This window comes from Massilia phyllostachyos (genome assembly GCF_021044825.1).
Lineage (GTDB): Bacteria > Pseudomonadota > Gammaproteobacteria > Burkholderiales > Burkholderiaceae_D > Telluria > Telluria phyllostachyos.
Genome location: NZ_JAJNOC010000006.1, coordinates 170,721 through 185,252, shown reverse-complemented (window position 1 = coordinate 185,252; position 14,532 = coordinate 170,721). Strand labels below are relative to the sequence as shown.

Here is a 14,532-nt window from a genome sequence, read left to right as displayed (position 1 = left end):
GCAGGCGCCATCGTCGTTTTCGCATACTGGTTGCCCCATCCAACCAATGCGAGGAACGCATGCATCCCATCCTGAAAACCCTTTGCGGCGCCATCGGCTTTTTGTTGGCGTCGTGCGCCTGCGCCGAACCCACCCTCGTGCAGGACGTGCGCGTGTTCGACGGCGAGCGGGTGCACGAACGCCGCTCGGTCCTGTTCGACAAGGGCGTCATCGTCGACGCCGACCATCGCGGCGCGGCGCCTGGTGGCGCACGGATCGTGAGCGGGCAGGGGCGCACGCTGCTGCCGGGCCTGATCGACGCCCACACCCACGCCTGGCGCTACCACGAGCTACCGGTGCTGTTCGGGGTCACTACGCAGATCGACATGTTCACCCAGGTCGCCATGCTCAAGGAATCCAGGGCGAGCCGCAATGCCGCGCGCGCCGACCTGTTCTCGGCCGGCACCCTGGTCACCGCGCCGGGCGGCAACGGCACCCAGTTCGGCGTCGCCATTCCGACCCTGGTCCGTGCCGAGGATGCGCAAGCCTTCGTGGACGCGCGCATCGCCGAAGGTTCGGACTTCATCAAGATCGTGATGGTCGGCGCGCAGGGCAAGACGCTCGAGCTGGCGACGGTCAAGGCCGTGATCGACGCGGCGCACCGGCGCGGCAAGCTGGCAGTCGTCCACGTCAACACCGAAGAGAATGCGCGCGCCGTGCTCGAAGCCGGCGTCGATGGCCTGACCCACCTGTTCACCGGCGAGACGATCGATGCGCAGGGCCTGGCCCGGCTGGCCGCCCGCCATGGCGCCTTCGTGATTCCGACCTTCACCGTGCTCGAAAGCGAAGCCGGGGTGCAGCTTGACGACTTGCTGGCCGATCCGGCTTTCGCCAGCCTGCTCGACAAGGAGATGCAAAGCTTGCTCAAGGCACGCTACGGCACGGCGCCGCGGCCCGCACGCCTGGCCGCGCCGAAGGCATTGACCGCCGCGCTGTACAAGGCGGGCGTGCCGGTGCTGGCCGGGACCGACGCCGGCAACGCCGGCACCCAGCATGGCGCCAGCATGCACCGCGAACTGGCGGCGCTGGTCGACGCCGGCCTTGCGCCGGTCGATGCGCTGGCGGCCGCCACCAGCCTGCCGGCCAAGGTGTTCAGGCTCGGCCAGCGCGGCCGCATCGACAAGGGCTACAAGGCCGACCTGCTGCTGGTCGAGGGCGACCCGAGCGTCGACATCCGCGCCACGCGCCGCATCGTCGAAGTGTGGAAGGATGGCGAAAGCGCCAATGGCCTGCGCGATGGACAGCGCAAGCTGGTCGCACAGCGTCTCGAGTCCCTGAAGACGGCGCTCGCGCTGCCGCCGGACGGCCGTATCGGCGTCTTCAGCGACAAAGGGCTGAAGAGCCCTTTCGGCGCGGGCTGGATGCCCTCGACCGACAGCTTCACGGGCGGGAAATCCACCGTCACCCTGGCCGCGCAGCCGGCGCTTCCCGACGGCCAGGCGCCGCTTGCGGTGATCGCGAAGGTGGCGCCGGAGCTGCCCTATGCCTGGGCCGGCGTCGCCTTCATGCCCGGCGCACAGCCGATGCAGCCGGCCAACCTGAGCGCCGCCACGCTGCTGCGCTTCAAGGTGCGCGGCGACGGCAAGACCTACCAGGCGATCGCGCTGTCGCAGGGCGTGCAGGCGCCGCGCGCGCGTCCCTTCACCGCGGGCCCTGAGTGGAGCGAGGTGACGATCCCGCTGGCCGAGTTCAAGGGCCTCGATACGGCGGCGGTCACCATGCTGGGCTTTAACGCCGGCCCGCAGCCCGGCGACTACCGTTTCGAGATCGCCGACGTGCGCCTGCTGGAGCGCTGAGTCCCGTCACGCCACATGACAGTTGTCATGTGAAATCGATGGCGCCTGCTTCTACAGGCGCCATCGCCTTTTCCGGATACTGGCTGCATACACCAACCAATGCGAGGAACGCATGCACACCACCGTCCTGAAAGCCCTGTACGCCGCCGCACTCCTGCTGGCCGCATCCGCGCACGCCGCACCCACCCTGGTCAAGGACGTGCGCGTCTTCGACGGCGAGCGCGTGCACGCGCAGCGCTCGGTCCTGTTCGACAAGGGCGTCATCGTCGATGCAAACTATCGTGGCGCGGTCCCCAGCGGCGCGCGCATCGTGAGCGGCCAGGGCCGCACCCTGCTGCCGGGCTTCATCGACGCCCACACCCATGCCTTCCGCTTCCACGAGCTGCCGGTGCTGTTCGGCGTGACCACCCAGATCGACATGTTCACCGACGTCACGATGATGAAGCAGGCCAAGCAGGCGATGGCCGAGGGCCGCGATCACACGCACGCCGACCTGTTCTCGGCCGGCACCCTGGTGACCGCGCCGGGCGGCCACGGCACCCAGTTCGGCATCCCGATCCCCACCATCAGCAAGCCGGAAGAGGCGCAGGCCTTCGTCGACGCGCGCATCGCCGAGGGCTCGGACTTCATCAAGATCGTGATGGAGGGCGGCTACGGCTTCAAGCCGCTGTCCCTGGCCACGGCGAAGGCGGTGATCGACGCCGCCCACAAGCGCGGCAAGATGGCGGTGGTCCACATCGGCACCGAGAAGGATGCGCGCGATGTGCTGGCGGCCGGCGCCGACGGCTTGGTGCACCTGTTCCCCGCCGAGTCGGCCGATGTGGAAGGCCTGGCAAAGCTGGCGCGTGCCAGGGGCGCGTTCGTGATCCCGACCTTCGCCGTCCTCGAGAGCATGGCGGGCTATCGCGGCGACGACCTGCTGGCCGATCCGTCCCTGGCCGCGCTGCTCGACAAGGATGCGCAAGCCCCGTTGAAGGCGCGCTACGGGCAGGACGCGCGTCCGGCGCTGCTGGCGGCGCCGAAGGCGGTGGCGGCGGCCCTGGTCAAGGCCGGCGTGCCGGTGCTGGCCGGGACCGACGCCGGCAATCCGGGCACCCAGTACGGCGTCAGCATGCACCGCGAAGTGGCGGCCCTGGTCGACGCCGGCTTGACTCCGGTGCAGGCGCTGGCGGCCGCCACCAGCGTGCCGGCGAGGGTCTTCAAGCTGGGCCGGCGCGGCCGCATCGCCGCCGGCTACAAGGCCGACCTGCTGCTGGTCGAAGGGAATCCCGCCGCCGACATCAGGACCACCCGTCATATCGTCGAAGTCTGGAAGGACGGCGAGAGCGCCAGCGGCCTGCGCGACGGCCAGCGCGACAAGGTAGCCAAGGCCACGGCGGCAGCGGCGCAGGCCAGGGGCCAGGCGCTGCCGCCGGACGGCCGCATCAGCCAGTTCAGCGACCAACGCCTCGGCAGCCCCTTCGGCCTGGGATGGAGCGCCTCTACCGACAGCTTCGCCGGCGGCAAATCGACCGTGAAGTTGACGGTGCAGCCGGCGCTGCCCGACGGCCAGGTCCCGCTCGCCATCGATGCGACCGTCGACCCGGGACTGCCCTTCGCCTGGGCCGGGGTCGCCTTCATGCCGGCTGCCCAGCCGATGCAGCCGGCCGACCTGAGCGCGGCCAAGGTGGTGCGCTTCAAGGTGCGCGGCGACGGCAAGTCCTACCAGTTCATGGCGATGTCGCAGGGCGTGCAGGTCCCGGGCGCGAAGCGCTTCACGGCGGGGCCGGAATGGACCGAGGTCACGGTCGCCTTCAGCGAGCTGAAAGGCATCGATTCCTCGGCCGTCACCATGTTAGGATTCAATGCCGGACCTCAGCCGGGCGACTACCATCTCGAGATCGCCGACGTGCGCCTGCTGGACCGCTGACCCCTTCTGGACGACCGCCCAATGAACCGGATCACGCAGCTTTTGAGAGGACCGTGGCTGCCTCCCGAGCACGGCAGGATGCCGTACTTCTGGCTGCTCAGCCTCGGCTACATGGGCTGGAAGTACATCTACATCGCACCCGGCGCGCTGGAACTGGCGCTGCTCGCGCTCACCGTGCTCGCCTTCGTGCCGCTGTACCTGGCCAGCTACTGGGCGCGCGGCTGGCAGGTCGTCGCCTGCATGGCGGCGAGCTGCCTGATCGGCACAGCCTGGGCGCGCTGGAACGTCGGCGCCGCCACTTTTTTCATCTTCGCCTGCGCCATGGCGGGCCGCATCGTCCACCTGCGGCGCGCCGTGCTGGCGATGCTGGCCGTGATCGCAGCCGGCGTGCTGGCTTCGATCCTGGTGCCGCAGGCGCAGATGCGCTTCATCTTCCTGATGCCCTTCCTTACCGGCGGCATCCCGGTCGGCATCGGCACCATCATGGATGCGCGCCTGCGCCGCTCGCGCCAGGAGCTGCTACGCAAGCAGGAAGAGGTCGAGCACATGGCCACCATCGCCGAGCGCGAACGCATCTCGCGCGACCTGCACGACCTGCTCGGTCACTCGCTGTCCCTGATCGCGCTGAAGGCGGAACTGGCGCGTAAACTCGTCCACCGCGATGCGGATGCCTGCGCGAGCGAGGTCGCCGACATCGAACGCAGCGCGCGCCAGGCCCTGGCCGAGGTGCGCGCCGCCGTCACCGGCTACCGCGAAAGCGGCCTGGCCCAGGCCCTCGCCAGCGCGCGCGCCAGCCTGGCCGCCGCCGACGTCGTCTTCGACGAGCAGGTCGAGCGCTTCACGCTCGCGCCGGCGGCCGAGAACGTCGTCGCGCTGGCGCTGCGCGAAGCCGTCACCAACGTGGTGCGCCATGCGGGCGCGAAGCGCTGCAGCGTCTCGCTGGCGCTCGAACATGGCATGGCGGTGCTGCGCATCGCCGACGATGGCCGCGCGCGCAGCAGCGCCGACCTCAAGCACGGCAACGGCCTGACCGGCATGCGCGAGCGCGTGGCCTCGGTCGGCGGCCGGCTGGCGCTGCGCGCGCAGGCCGGGCTCGAACTCGAACTGCGCATCCCTCTCGGAGCCTCCGCATGATCCGCATCCTTCTGGCCGAAGACCAGACCCTCGTCCTCGGCGCCATGGCCGCGCTGCTGCGTCTCGAACCCGACTTCGAGGTGGTCGGCGCCGCCACCAACGGCCGCGAAGCGCTGGCCCTGTGCGCAAGCCTGGCGCCGGACATCGTCCTGACCGACATCGAGATGCCCTTGATGACGGGCCTCGAACTGGCGGCCCAGCTGAAGGAAGAGCGTTCGCCGGCGCGGGTGATCGTGGTGACGACCTTCGGGCGCAGCGGCTACCTGCGGCGCGCACTGGAGGCGGGCGTGCGCGGCTACCTGCTCAAGGATGCGCCGGTCGACGCCCTGGCCGCCGCGATCCGCGTGGTGCACGGCGGCGGCCGCGCGATCGCGCCCGAACTGGCGCTGGAAAGCTGGAGCGGCGGCGCCGACCCGCTCACCGAACGCGAACGGCAGGTGCTGCGCCTGGCCGGGGAAGGGCGCTCCAGCTCGGACATCGCGCGCCAGGTCCACCTGTCCGAAGGCACGGTGCGCAACTACCTGTCCGAGGCGATCAGCAAACTGAATGCCGGCAACCGCGTCGAAGCCTACCGGATGGCGCGCGACGCCGGCTGGCTGTAGTCCTTGTTTTGGCGCTGCTTCGGCGTGTGCATGAGCGGATAAATGAAGGTCATGTAGAGCGCCAGCGTGAAGGCCATCAGGAAGCCGCAGATGCGCAGCAGGGTCGGGCTGCTGCCGCCATGCCAGACCACGGTGGCGCTGGCCGCGAACGGCATCATCATCAACAGCGCCGCCAGCGAGCGCAGCTCCGGCGAACGCCGCATGCGATGCCCCGCCAAGCCGATCACGAAATACCCGCCCGCCGCCAGCACCATCCCACCCAGCATGACGAAGGGCTCCGCCATATCCGGGATCAAATGCGCAATGGAACGCAGCAGCAGCGGCGGATGGATGAGCGCCAGCACGCCCGCGAACAGGCTGATCAATCGAAGATAACGCAAGGCGCGCCCCCGCACGACAGGCCGCGCCGGATTCGGAACGCTCATCGTTAGCTGGAAGCGAAACACGCAGGCCGGACACGACCCGACGATAGCACAGTCGCGCCCGTCCCGGAGCCCAACCCACAGGCGCTCCAAACCCCAATTGGGGTCAGAGTCGAATTATTCGCCAACATCTTCCAGGTTATGTCCCGATTTTAAGAAACCTGGCTTGACCTCAGTTGATGCAGGGTTCTTGGCAAATAATTCGACTCTGACCCCAATTAGGGTTGCGCCGCTTTCCAGCCAACCCAATTAGGGTCAGAGTCAAATTATTGGGTACGGTCTTCAGATCAATTGGTTCGTGTGAAGATCAATTGCTCGACGCCTGATGATGGTGGGATAGTGGCAAATAATTCAACTCTGACCCCAATTGGGGTTCGAGGGGGTGGTGGCGGCGCTGGTGGGTTTCGCGGGCGCGGAGGCGGCGGGGGCTGGGGCCTTGCAGGAGGGGGTAGGCGAGGATCGCGGTGACGATCAGCGTGAAGCCCAGCAGCAGGCCGCTCATCCACAGGGCGGTCGGGGTGGCGGCGTTCCACAGGGCGGCGGCGCCGGCCAGGAAGGGGGCAGCCATCAGGAGGGCGCACAGGCGCTGCAGGACGGGCGAGCGGCGGATGCGGTGGCCGGTCAGGGCGACGAAGAAGAAGCCGGCGGCGGCCAGCAGCAGCGCGGCCAGCATGCCGGCGGCCGGGATCAATTCCTTGGCGGATGCGCCCGTCGGGTAGAGCATGGCCGGTGGCGCCAGCAGCACCAGGAAACCGGCGAGCAGGCAGACAAGACGCAGGAAGAGCATGGGGACCTTTCTCGTTATGCGATGGTGAACTCAGCAGTAAATGAGAAGATATCGGAATGGCAAGTTTGTTGGCGCGCAGTTGGATTGGCTTTAATGTCCGACGCTTTTGGAGAACAGGTTGATGACGGCAACTCCGGCAATGATCAGGCCCAGCCCGGCGATGGCCGGCAGGTCGAGGCGCTGCTGGTAGACCACCCAGCTGATCACGGAAATCAGCACGATGCCGACCCCGGACCAGATCGCATAGGCGATCCCCGTCGGCAGCACGCGCAGGCTGAAGGTCAGCAGGTAGAAGGAGAGGGCGTAGCAGCCGACCGTGAGCAGGCTGGGCCAGGGGCGGGTGAAGCTGTCGGAGGCCTTGAGCGCCGTGGTGCCGATCACTTCGGCGCCGATGGCGAAGGCGAGATAGAGGTAGGCTTGGGTCTGGGTCATGCGTCCATGATACAGGGCGCAGGCCCCACCCATCATCCCTCGGGCAGGGCGTGCCCGATCATGATGCGGTGGCCGTCGACGGTGCGCAGGCCGAATTCGCGCATGCCCCAGGGCTCGTCGGCGAGCGCCTTGGTGATCTCGACGCCGCAGGCCGCGGCGCGGGCGTGCCAGGCGTCGGCGTTGTCGACTTCGAGGTAGGCGAACCAGCCGTGGTCGCCCAGCTGGGCGGCGGGCAGGGCGTGCGGACAGGCGCCGGCCATGATGCGGCAGCCGTCGCGTTCGAACATGCGCCAGCCCGGGTCGCCCATCTCGTGGACGGTGAAGCCCAGCACGTCGCGGTAGAAACCGGCCGAGCGATCGAGGTCGGGGACGGCCAGCACGTACATATGCTTGCGGATCATGGCGGCCGCCCCTTGCCGGTTACTGTTCGCGGACCCAGGTCTGCGAGCGGCCGAACATCGGCGCGCCGATGTAGCCGCGCACTTCGAGCTTGCTGCCGTTGTCCTTCAGGGTCAGCTTGCTCTTGTATTCCTTGCCCTTGGCCGGGTCGAGGATCTGGCCGCCGGAGTACTCGTTGCCGTCCTTCTTCAGGCCCCACAGGATGGTCATGCCGATGATCGGCTGGTCCTTGCGCGCGCCTTCGCAGGAGGTGCATTTCGGGTTCTGGTCCTGGTCCGCGGGGCGGAACAGCTTCTCGATCTTGCCGGTCAGCGCGCCGCCTTCCTCGCTGATGCGCACCAGCGATTTCGGTTTGCCGGTCTCGTCGTCGATCGTCTTCCACACGCCCACCGGCGAGGCGTTCTGCGCCATCGCGGCCATCGGCAGCGCAAGCGTCAGTGCAATCAGGCCGGCCTTCATCAGGTGTCGCATCTTGGGTCTCCAGAGTCGTTATTGGTATGGCAGAGTGTAGCAAACCCTTTTGGCCAAGTGGAGCGCGGAATCCGAAGAATCCTTCGAATCGCAACAGCGCCCGGCGCCGGCGTCACACCCCGGTGACAGTCGGTGACTTTTGGTTCGTCCCCGCGCCGATACAATGCCGGTTTCGCCTGGAAAGCCCGCCCGCCGTGAAACGCCTTGCCTCCCTGATCCTGCTGTCGGCCGCATGCGCCGTCCCATCCACCCGCGCCGCCGAACCGGCCTTGACGATGAAAGTGCTCGACCTGGCGAGCGCCTTCCAGCAGGTGGCCGACCGCAACGCCGGCAAGCCTGACGCCGCGGTCGCGGACTTCAAGGCGACGATCGTGCCGCGCTTCCCGTAGTTTTACGGACGCCAGCGCTACGGGGACAAGGTGACCGAGGCCGAGCGCGACACCCAGCTTGCCAAGGCCTTTGCCGGCTTCCCCGCGATCCGCGCCGCCTACCTCAAGAAGGTGGCCAGCTTCACCCAGGACCTGCCGCGCCACATCGCCACCTTCCGCGCCGCGTTCCCGGACTACGCCGCCGGCACCGACATCTGGTTCCTGCACTCGCTCGGCGAGATGGATGGCGGCACCCGCACCTTCGACGGCAAGAACTACTTCATCTTCGGCGCCGACGTGATGGTGCAGGCCCATGGCGACGGCGACGAAGCCGCCTTCTTCCACCACGAGCTGTTCCACGACTACCAGGCGCTGAACTGCAGCGGCGGTCCGGTCTGGGCCGGGGTCTGGGAAGAGGGGCTGGCGACCTACGTCTCCAAGCGCCTGAATCCGCAGGCGAGCGACGCCGAGCTGCTGCTCGACCTGCCGCACGGCCTGGTGCCCGACACCCGCCGGCAACTGCGGCGCGCGCTGGACGACCTGCTGGCGAAACTGGACCGCACCGACGGCGACGCCGTGGCCGGCCTGTTCCAGCGCCGCGGCGACGACACGGGGCTGCCGGCGCGGCGCGCCTACTACCTGGGCTACCTGGTGGCGGAGGAAGTGGGAAAGACCATGAGCATGCGCGAGATGGCGAAGCTCGATTGCGCGGCGGTGCACAAGGTGGTCGTGACGGCCCTGGAGCGGCTGCGCAGCGCCCAACCCGCCGACAAATAAACGCTGCCGAGGTCCATGCCGTTGCCGAGGCCCGTAGGGTGGGCGCTCCCGCGCCCACGCGTTCAAGCATCGGGTGATTTGCCGCGGCGTGTGTAATCACCGTGTTTTTGAACGCGTGGGCGGAGGGACCGCCCACCCTACAACGGCTGCACGCGTTACGTCATAAAAAAAACGCGGCCGAAGCCGCGTTCCTGTCGAGCGCCGAAGCTTACGCCGCCGGCAGCTTGGCCAGCTGTTCCTGCATCTTGGCCAGCGTCGCCGAGAAGTTCGCCACGCGTTCCTTCTCCTGCTCGACCACCGCGGCCGGCGCGCGCGCAACGAAGCTTTCGTTCGACAGCTTGCCGCTCGCCTTGGCGATCTCGCCCTGCAGGCGCGCGATCTCCTTCGACAGGCGTTCGCGTTCCGCGGCCGGGTCGATCTCGACCTTCAGCATCAGCTTGGTGGTGCCGACGATCGACACCGCGGCCGGCGATTCCGGCAGCGCGTCGACGATCTGCACCTCGGCCAGCTTGCCGAGCGCCTGGATGTAGGGCGCGAACACCGCCATGCGGGCACGGTCCTCATCATTGCCCGGCTCGACGATCAGCGGCACGCGCACCGACGGCGACAGCGACATCTCGCCGCGCAGGTTGCGGGTCGCGTCGATCAGCGCCTTCAGCTGCTCCATCCAGCCCTCGGCTTCCTCGCTCACCAGCGACGTGTCGGCCAAAGGATACGGCTGCAGCATGATGGTGTCGCCGGTCTTGCCGGCCAGCGGCGCAATCGCCTGCCACAGCGCTTCTGTCACGAACGGGATGATCGGGTGCGCCAGGCGCAGCACGACTTCCAGCACGCGCAGCAGGGTGTGGCGGGTGGCGCGCTGCTGCGCTTCGGTGCCCTGCTGGACCGAGACCTTGGCCAGTTCCAGGTACCAGTCGCAGTACTCGTCCCAGACGAACTTGTAGATGGCGCTCGCGATATTGTCGAAGCGGTAGTCGGCGAAGCCTTTCGCGACTTCCAGCTCGGCGCGGTTCATCAGCGAGATGATCCAGCGGTCGGCGGGCGACAAGTCTTCCGGCTGCGGCGCGCTGCAATCCTTCCCTTCCGTGTTCATCATCACGAAGCGGGTCGCGTTCCACATCTTGTTGCAGAAGTTGCGATAGCCTTCGCAGCGGCCCAGGTCGAAGTTGATGTTGCGGCCGAGGGAAGCGTAGCTCGCCATGGTGAAGCGCACGGCGTCGGTGCCGAAGGCCGGGATCCCTTCCGGGAATTCCTTGCGGGTGGCTTTCGCGATTTTCTCCGCGGCGCGCGGGTCCATCAGGCCGGTGGTGCGCTTGGCGACCAGCGACTCGAGGTCGATGCCGTCGATCAGGTCGATCGGGTCGAGCGTGTTGCCCTTCGACTTCGACATCTTCTGGCCCTGCGAATCGCGCACCAGGCCGTGCACGTACACGGTCTCGAACGGCACCTTGCCGGTGAAGTGGGCCGTCATCATCACCATCCGGGCGACCCAGAAGAAGATGATGTCGAAGCCGGTCACCAGCACCGAGGACGGCAGGAACATCGACATGTCGCGCGTCTGTTCCGGCCAGCCCATGGTCGAGAAGGGCACCAGGGCCGACGAGAACCAGGTATCGAGCACGTCGTCGTCGCGACGCAGGGCGCCGGTGATGCCTTGCGCGGCCGCCTTGGCCTGCGCTTCCTCTTCCGTGCGGGCGACGACGATCTCGCCGTTCTCGCCATACCAGGCCGGGATGCGGTGGCCCCACCACAGCTGGCGCGAGATGCACCAGTCCTGGATGTTGCCCAGCCACTGGTTATAGGTGGTGCTCCAGTTCTCGGGCACGAACTTGATCTCGCCGCTGGCGACCTTTTCCAGCGCGACCTCGGTGATCGACTTGCCCGGATTGAAGGTGCCTTCCGGCGCCGGCTTGCTCATGGCGACGAACCACTGGTCGGTCAGCATCGGCTCAATCACGACGTTGGTGCGGTCGCCGCGCGGGACCATCAGCTTGTGCGGCTTGACCTGCTCCAGCAGGCCCTGCGCTTCGAGGTCGGCGACGATCTGCTTGCGCGCGGCGAAGCGGTCCAGGCCCTGGTAGGGCGCCGGGCCGTTCTCGTTGATCTTCGCGTCGAGCGTGAAGATGTTGATCGGCGCAAGGCCGGCGCGCTGGCCGACCGCGTAGTCGTTGAAGTCGTGGGCCGGCGTGATCTTCACGCAGCCGGTGCCGAATTCCTTGTCGACGTAGCTGTCGGCGATCACCGGGATCTGGCGGCCCGTCAGCGGCAGCGTGAGCAGCTTGCCGTGTAGGTGGGTGTAACGCTCGTCGGTCGGATCGACCGCCACGGCGACGTCGCCCAGCATGGTTTCAGGACGGGTGGTGGCGACCGTCAGGTGGCCCGAGCCGTCGGCCAGGGGGTACTGGATGTACCACATCGAGCCGTCTTCTTCCTGCGAGTCGACTTCCAGGTCGGAGACTGCCGTGCCCAGCACCGGGTCCCAGTTGACCAGGCGCTTGCCGCGGTAGATCAGGCCTTGTTCGAACAGGCGCACGAAGACTTCGGTGACGGTCTTCGAGCGCGGCTCGTCCATCGTGAAGTATTCGCGCTGCCAGTCGGGCGAGGTGCCCATGCGGCGCATCTGGCCGGTGATGGTGCTGCCCGACTTTTCCTTCCACTCCCAGACCTTCTCGATGAAGGCGTCGCGGCCCAGGTCGTGGCGCGAGATCTTCTGGGCGTCGAGCTGGCGCTCGACCACGATCTGGGTGGCGATGCCGGCGTGGTCGGTGCCCGGGACCCAGGCGGTGTTATAGCCGCGCATGCGGTAGTAGCGGGTCAGGCCGTCCATCACGGTCTGGTTGAAGGCATGGCCCATGTGCAGGGTGCCGGTCACGTTCGGCGGCGGCAGCTGGATGCTGAACGACGGCTTGCCGTCTTCCATGCTGGCGGTGTAGTAGCCGCGCTGTTCCCACTCGGTGCGCCAGTGTTGTTCAATGTCCGCTGGCTCGAAAGACTTGGCAAGTTCCATGATTGGTGGCGTAAAAATTTATGCGAAAAGAACCATTATAGAGTAGATGGACGCTATAATCCGCCCGCTGCACCCGGCCAGGCCGGGCGCAGCACACGCTAGGGGTCCTGTTGTCGCATCAGCGACACGGGTGAGAAATACCCTCCGAACCTGATCTGGATAATGCCAGCGAAGGGAAGCAGTCAGAAGATGGCCGGGGCGCGGGTGCGCCTGCCCGTCCGTCGCTGGCACACTCCTTTGCTGGCTCCGCAAAGGAGCCACATGAACGCACCACTCAAATTCGAAGCCGCGACCGCCATGGTCGACCAGGCGGCGATCGAACCCTTCCCCAACTCGCGCAAGGTCTACATCGAAGGCAGCCGGCCCGACATCCGCGTGCCGATGCGCGAGATCTCGCAATCCCCGACACCCGACAGTTTCGGCGGCGAGGCCAATCCGCCGCTGTTCGTCTACGACACCTCCGGCCCCTACACCGACCCGGCGGCGTCGATCGACGTGCGCCGCGGCCTGAACACGCCGCGCCTGCCCTGGATCCTGGAACGGGGCGACACCGAAGAACTGTCCGGCCCCACGTCCGAATACGGCAAGGCGCGCCTGCAGGATCCGGCCTTGAGGGCATTGCGCTTCGAACTGCAGCGCACCCCGCGCCGCGCGAAAGCGGGCCGCAACGTCACGCAAATGCACTACGCGCGCCAGGGGATCGTCACGCCCGAGATGGAATTCATCGCCCTGCGCGAGAACCTGCGCCGCAAGGAGTACATCGCTTCGCTGGTCGATTCCGGCCCGATGGGCGCGCGTGTGGCCAGCCTGCTGGCGCGCCAGCATCCGGGCCAGTCCTTCGGCGCCAGCATCCCGCCAGAGATCACGCCCGAATTCGTGCGCGACGAAGTCGCGCGCGGCCGCGCCATCATCCCGGCCAACATCAACCACCCGGAAGTCGAGCCGATGATCATCGGCCGCAACTTCCTGGTGAAGATCAACGCCAACATCGGCAACTCGGCCGTCACGTCCTCGATCGGCGAAGAGGTCGAGAAGATGACGTGGGCGATCCGCTGGGGCGCGGACAATGTGATGGACCTCTCCACCGGCAAGCATATCCACGAGACGCGCGAATGGATCATCCGGAATTCGCCGGTGCCGATCGGGACGGTGCCGATCTACCAGGCGCTGGAAAAGGTGAACGGCAAGGCCGAGGACCTGACCTGGGAGATCTACCGCGACACCCTGATCGAACAGGCGGAGCAGGGCGTCGACTACTTCACCATCCACGCCGGCGTGCGCCTGGCCTACGTGCCGATGACGGCCAAGCGCCTGACCGGCATCGTCTCGCGCGGCGGCTCGATCATGGCCAAGTGGTGCCTGGCGCATCACAAGGAATCCTTCCTGTACACGCACTTCGAGGAGATCTGCGAGATCATGAAGGCCTACGACGTCTCCTTCAGCCTGGGCGACGGCCTGCGTCCCGGCTCGATCTACGACGCCAACGACGAGGCCCAGCTGGCCGAACTCAAGACCCTGGGCGAACTCACCCAGATCGCGTGGAAGCACGACGTCCAGACCATGATCGAGGGCCCCGGCCACGTGCCGCTGCACCTGATCAAGGAGAACATGGACCTGCAGCTGGAACAGTGCAGCGAAGCGCCGTTCTACACGCTGGGCCCGCTCACCACCGACATCGCGCCCGGCTACGACCACATCACTTCCGGCATCGGCGCCGCCACCATCGGTTGGTACGGCACCGCCATGCTGTGCTACGTGACCCCGAAGGAGCACCTGGGCCTGCCCGACAAGGGGGACGTCAAGGACGGCATCATCACCTACAAGATCGCCGCCCACGCGGCCGACCTGGCCAAGGGCCACCCCGGCGCCCAGCTGCGCGACAACGCGCTTTCAAAAGCGCGCTTCGAATTCCGCTGGGAAGACCAGTTCAACCTGGGCCTGGACCCGGACAAGGCGCGCGCCTTCCACGACGAGACCCTGCCCAAGGATTCGGCCAAGGTGGCGCACTTCTGCTCGATGTGCGGCCCGCATTTCTGCTCGATGAAGATCACCCAGGAGGTGCGCGAGTACGCGGCCGCCAGCGGCGTGGCGGAAGACGCGGCGCTCACGCAGGGGATGCAGGAAAAGGCGATCGAGTTCGTGCGCGGCGGCGCGAAACTGTACCGGGAGCTGTGATGCTGGAAGTCGAATTGAACGGTTCGCCCTACCTGCTGCCCAGCGGGGCCTCGCTGCAGGAGCTGGCCGGCCAGCTCGGCCTGGGGGGGCAGGCGGTGGCGGTCGCGGTCAACCGCGAAGTGGTGCCGCGCCAGCAGTGGCCGGGGCGGCGGTTGCAGGCGAAAGACAAAGTGGACATCGTGCGCGCCATCGGTGGCGGGTGAAGGAGACGACA

The 14,532-nt window shown here is 67.3% G+C and carries 14 protein-coding genes and 1 riboswitch; of the genes, 8 read left to right on the top strand and 6 right to left on the bottom strand.

Translation table 11 applies throughout. The features are described from left to right. Positions 1-59 precede the first annotated feature (59 nt). The 4 genes from LQ564_RS18120 (at position 60) to LQ564_RS18105 (ending at position 5,480) form a co-directional block, all read left to right on the top strand. Positions 60-1,835, top strand: coding sequence for a CIA30 family protein (locus LQ564_RS18120; protein WP_231059515.1), 1,776 nt, complete (start codon positions 60-62; stop codon positions 1,833-1,835). 112 nt (positions 1,836-1,947) lie between these two features. Further along, positions 1,948-3,744, top strand: coding sequence for a CIA30 family protein (locus tag LQ564_RS18115; RefSeq protein ID WP_231059514.1), 1,797 nt, complete (start codon positions 1,948-1,950; stop codon positions 3,742-3,744). 21 nt (positions 3,745-3,765) lie between these two features. After that, positions 3,766-4,878, top strand: a complete 1,113-nt coding sequence (locus LQ564_RS18110; protein ID WP_231059513.1) for a sensor histidine kinase — start codon at positions 3,766-3,768, stop codon at positions 4,876-4,878. Then, a complete protein-coding gene (locus LQ564_RS18105) occupies positions 4,875-5,480 on the top strand; it encodes a response regulator transcription factor (protein WP_231059512.1) in 606 nt (201 codons plus the stop codon). The genes LQ564_RS18110 and LQ564_RS18105 overlap by 4 nt, the downstream gene beginning before the upstream one ends. Here LQ564_RS18105 and LQ564_RS18100 read toward each other — a convergent pair. The 5 genes from LQ564_RS18100 to LQ564_RS18080 all read right to left on the bottom strand — a co-directional run bounded on the left by LQ564_RS18100 (position 5,447) and on the right by LQ564_RS18080 (position 7,991). Further along, positions 5,447-5,905, bottom strand: a complete 459-nt coding sequence (locus LQ564_RS18100; RefSeq protein ID WP_231059511.1) for a hypothetical protein — start codon at positions 5,903-5,905, stop codon at positions 5,447-5,449. The genes LQ564_RS18105 and LQ564_RS18100 overlap by 34 nt on opposite strands. A 304-nt stretch (positions 5,906-6,209) precedes the next feature. Continuing rightward, the gene (locus tag LQ564_RS18095) at positions 6,210-6,689 is read right to left on the bottom strand and encodes a hypothetical protein (protein WP_231059510.1); all 480 of its coding nucleotides are present in this window, start codon (positions 6,687-6,689) and stop codon (positions 6,210-6,212) included. A gap of 90 nt (positions 6,690-6,779) precedes the next feature. Then, positions 6,780-7,121: an SMR family transporter gene (locus LQ564_RS18090; RefSeq protein WP_231059509.1), complete on the bottom strand. Its 342-nt coding sequence runs from the start codon at positions 7,119-7,121 to the stop codon at positions 6,780-6,782. 32 nt (positions 7,122-7,153) lie between these two features. Next, positions 7,154-7,522 (bottom strand): VOC family protein, encoded by a 369-nt coding sequence (locus LQ564_RS18085; RefSeq protein WP_231059508.1) that lies wholly within the window; start codon positions 7,520-7,522, stop codon positions 7,154-7,156. 19 nt (positions 7,523-7,541) lie between these two features. After that, positions 7,542-7,991: a DUF2147 domain-containing protein gene (locus tag LQ564_RS18080; RefSeq protein WP_231059507.1), complete on the bottom strand. Its 450-nt coding sequence runs from the start codon at positions 7,989-7,991 to the stop codon at positions 7,542-7,544. Between the two features lie 194 nt (positions 7,992-8,185). Here LQ564_RS18080 and LQ564_RS18075 point away from each other — a divergent pair, with 194 nt between their 5' ends. Beyond that, positions 8,186-8,380: a hypothetical protein gene (locus tag LQ564_RS18075; RefSeq protein WP_231059506.1), complete on the top strand. Its 195-nt coding sequence runs from the start codon at positions 8,186-8,188 to the stop codon at positions 8,378-8,380. 30 nt (positions 8,381-8,410) lie between these two features. Beyond that, positions 8,411-9,136, top strand: coding sequence for a hypothetical protein (locus LQ564_RS18070; RefSeq protein ID WP_231059505.1), 726 nt, complete (start codon positions 8,411-8,413; stop codon positions 9,134-9,136). A gap of 208 nt (positions 9,137-9,344) precedes the next feature. Here LQ564_RS18070 and LQ564_RS18065 read toward each other — a convergent pair whose 3' ends face one another. Next, positions 9,345-12,143, bottom strand: a complete 2,799-nt coding sequence (locus LQ564_RS18065; protein WP_231059504.1) for a valine--tRNA ligase — start codon at positions 12,141-12,143, stop codon at positions 9,345-9,347. A 90-nt stretch (positions 12,144-12,233) separates the two neighbouring features. Further along, positions 12,234-12,337, top strand: a riboswitch (TPP riboswitch). 67 nt (positions 12,338-12,404) lie between these two features. Between LQ564_RS18065 and thiC the strand changes: the two genes are divergently transcribed. Continuing rightward, a complete protein-coding gene (gene thiC / locus LQ564_RS18060) occupies positions 12,405-14,318 on the top strand; it encodes a phosphomethylpyrimidine synthase ThiC (RefSeq protein ID WP_272492116.1) in 1,914 nt (637 codons plus the stop codon). Then, a complete protein-coding gene (gene thiS / locus LQ564_RS18055) occupies positions 14,318-14,521 on the top strand; it encodes a sulfur carrier protein ThiS (RefSeq protein ID WP_231059503.1) in 204 nt (67 codons plus the stop codon). Before thiC ends, thiS begins: the two co-directional genes overlap by 1 nt. The last annotated feature ends 11 nt before the right edge of the window (positions 14,522-14,532 follow it).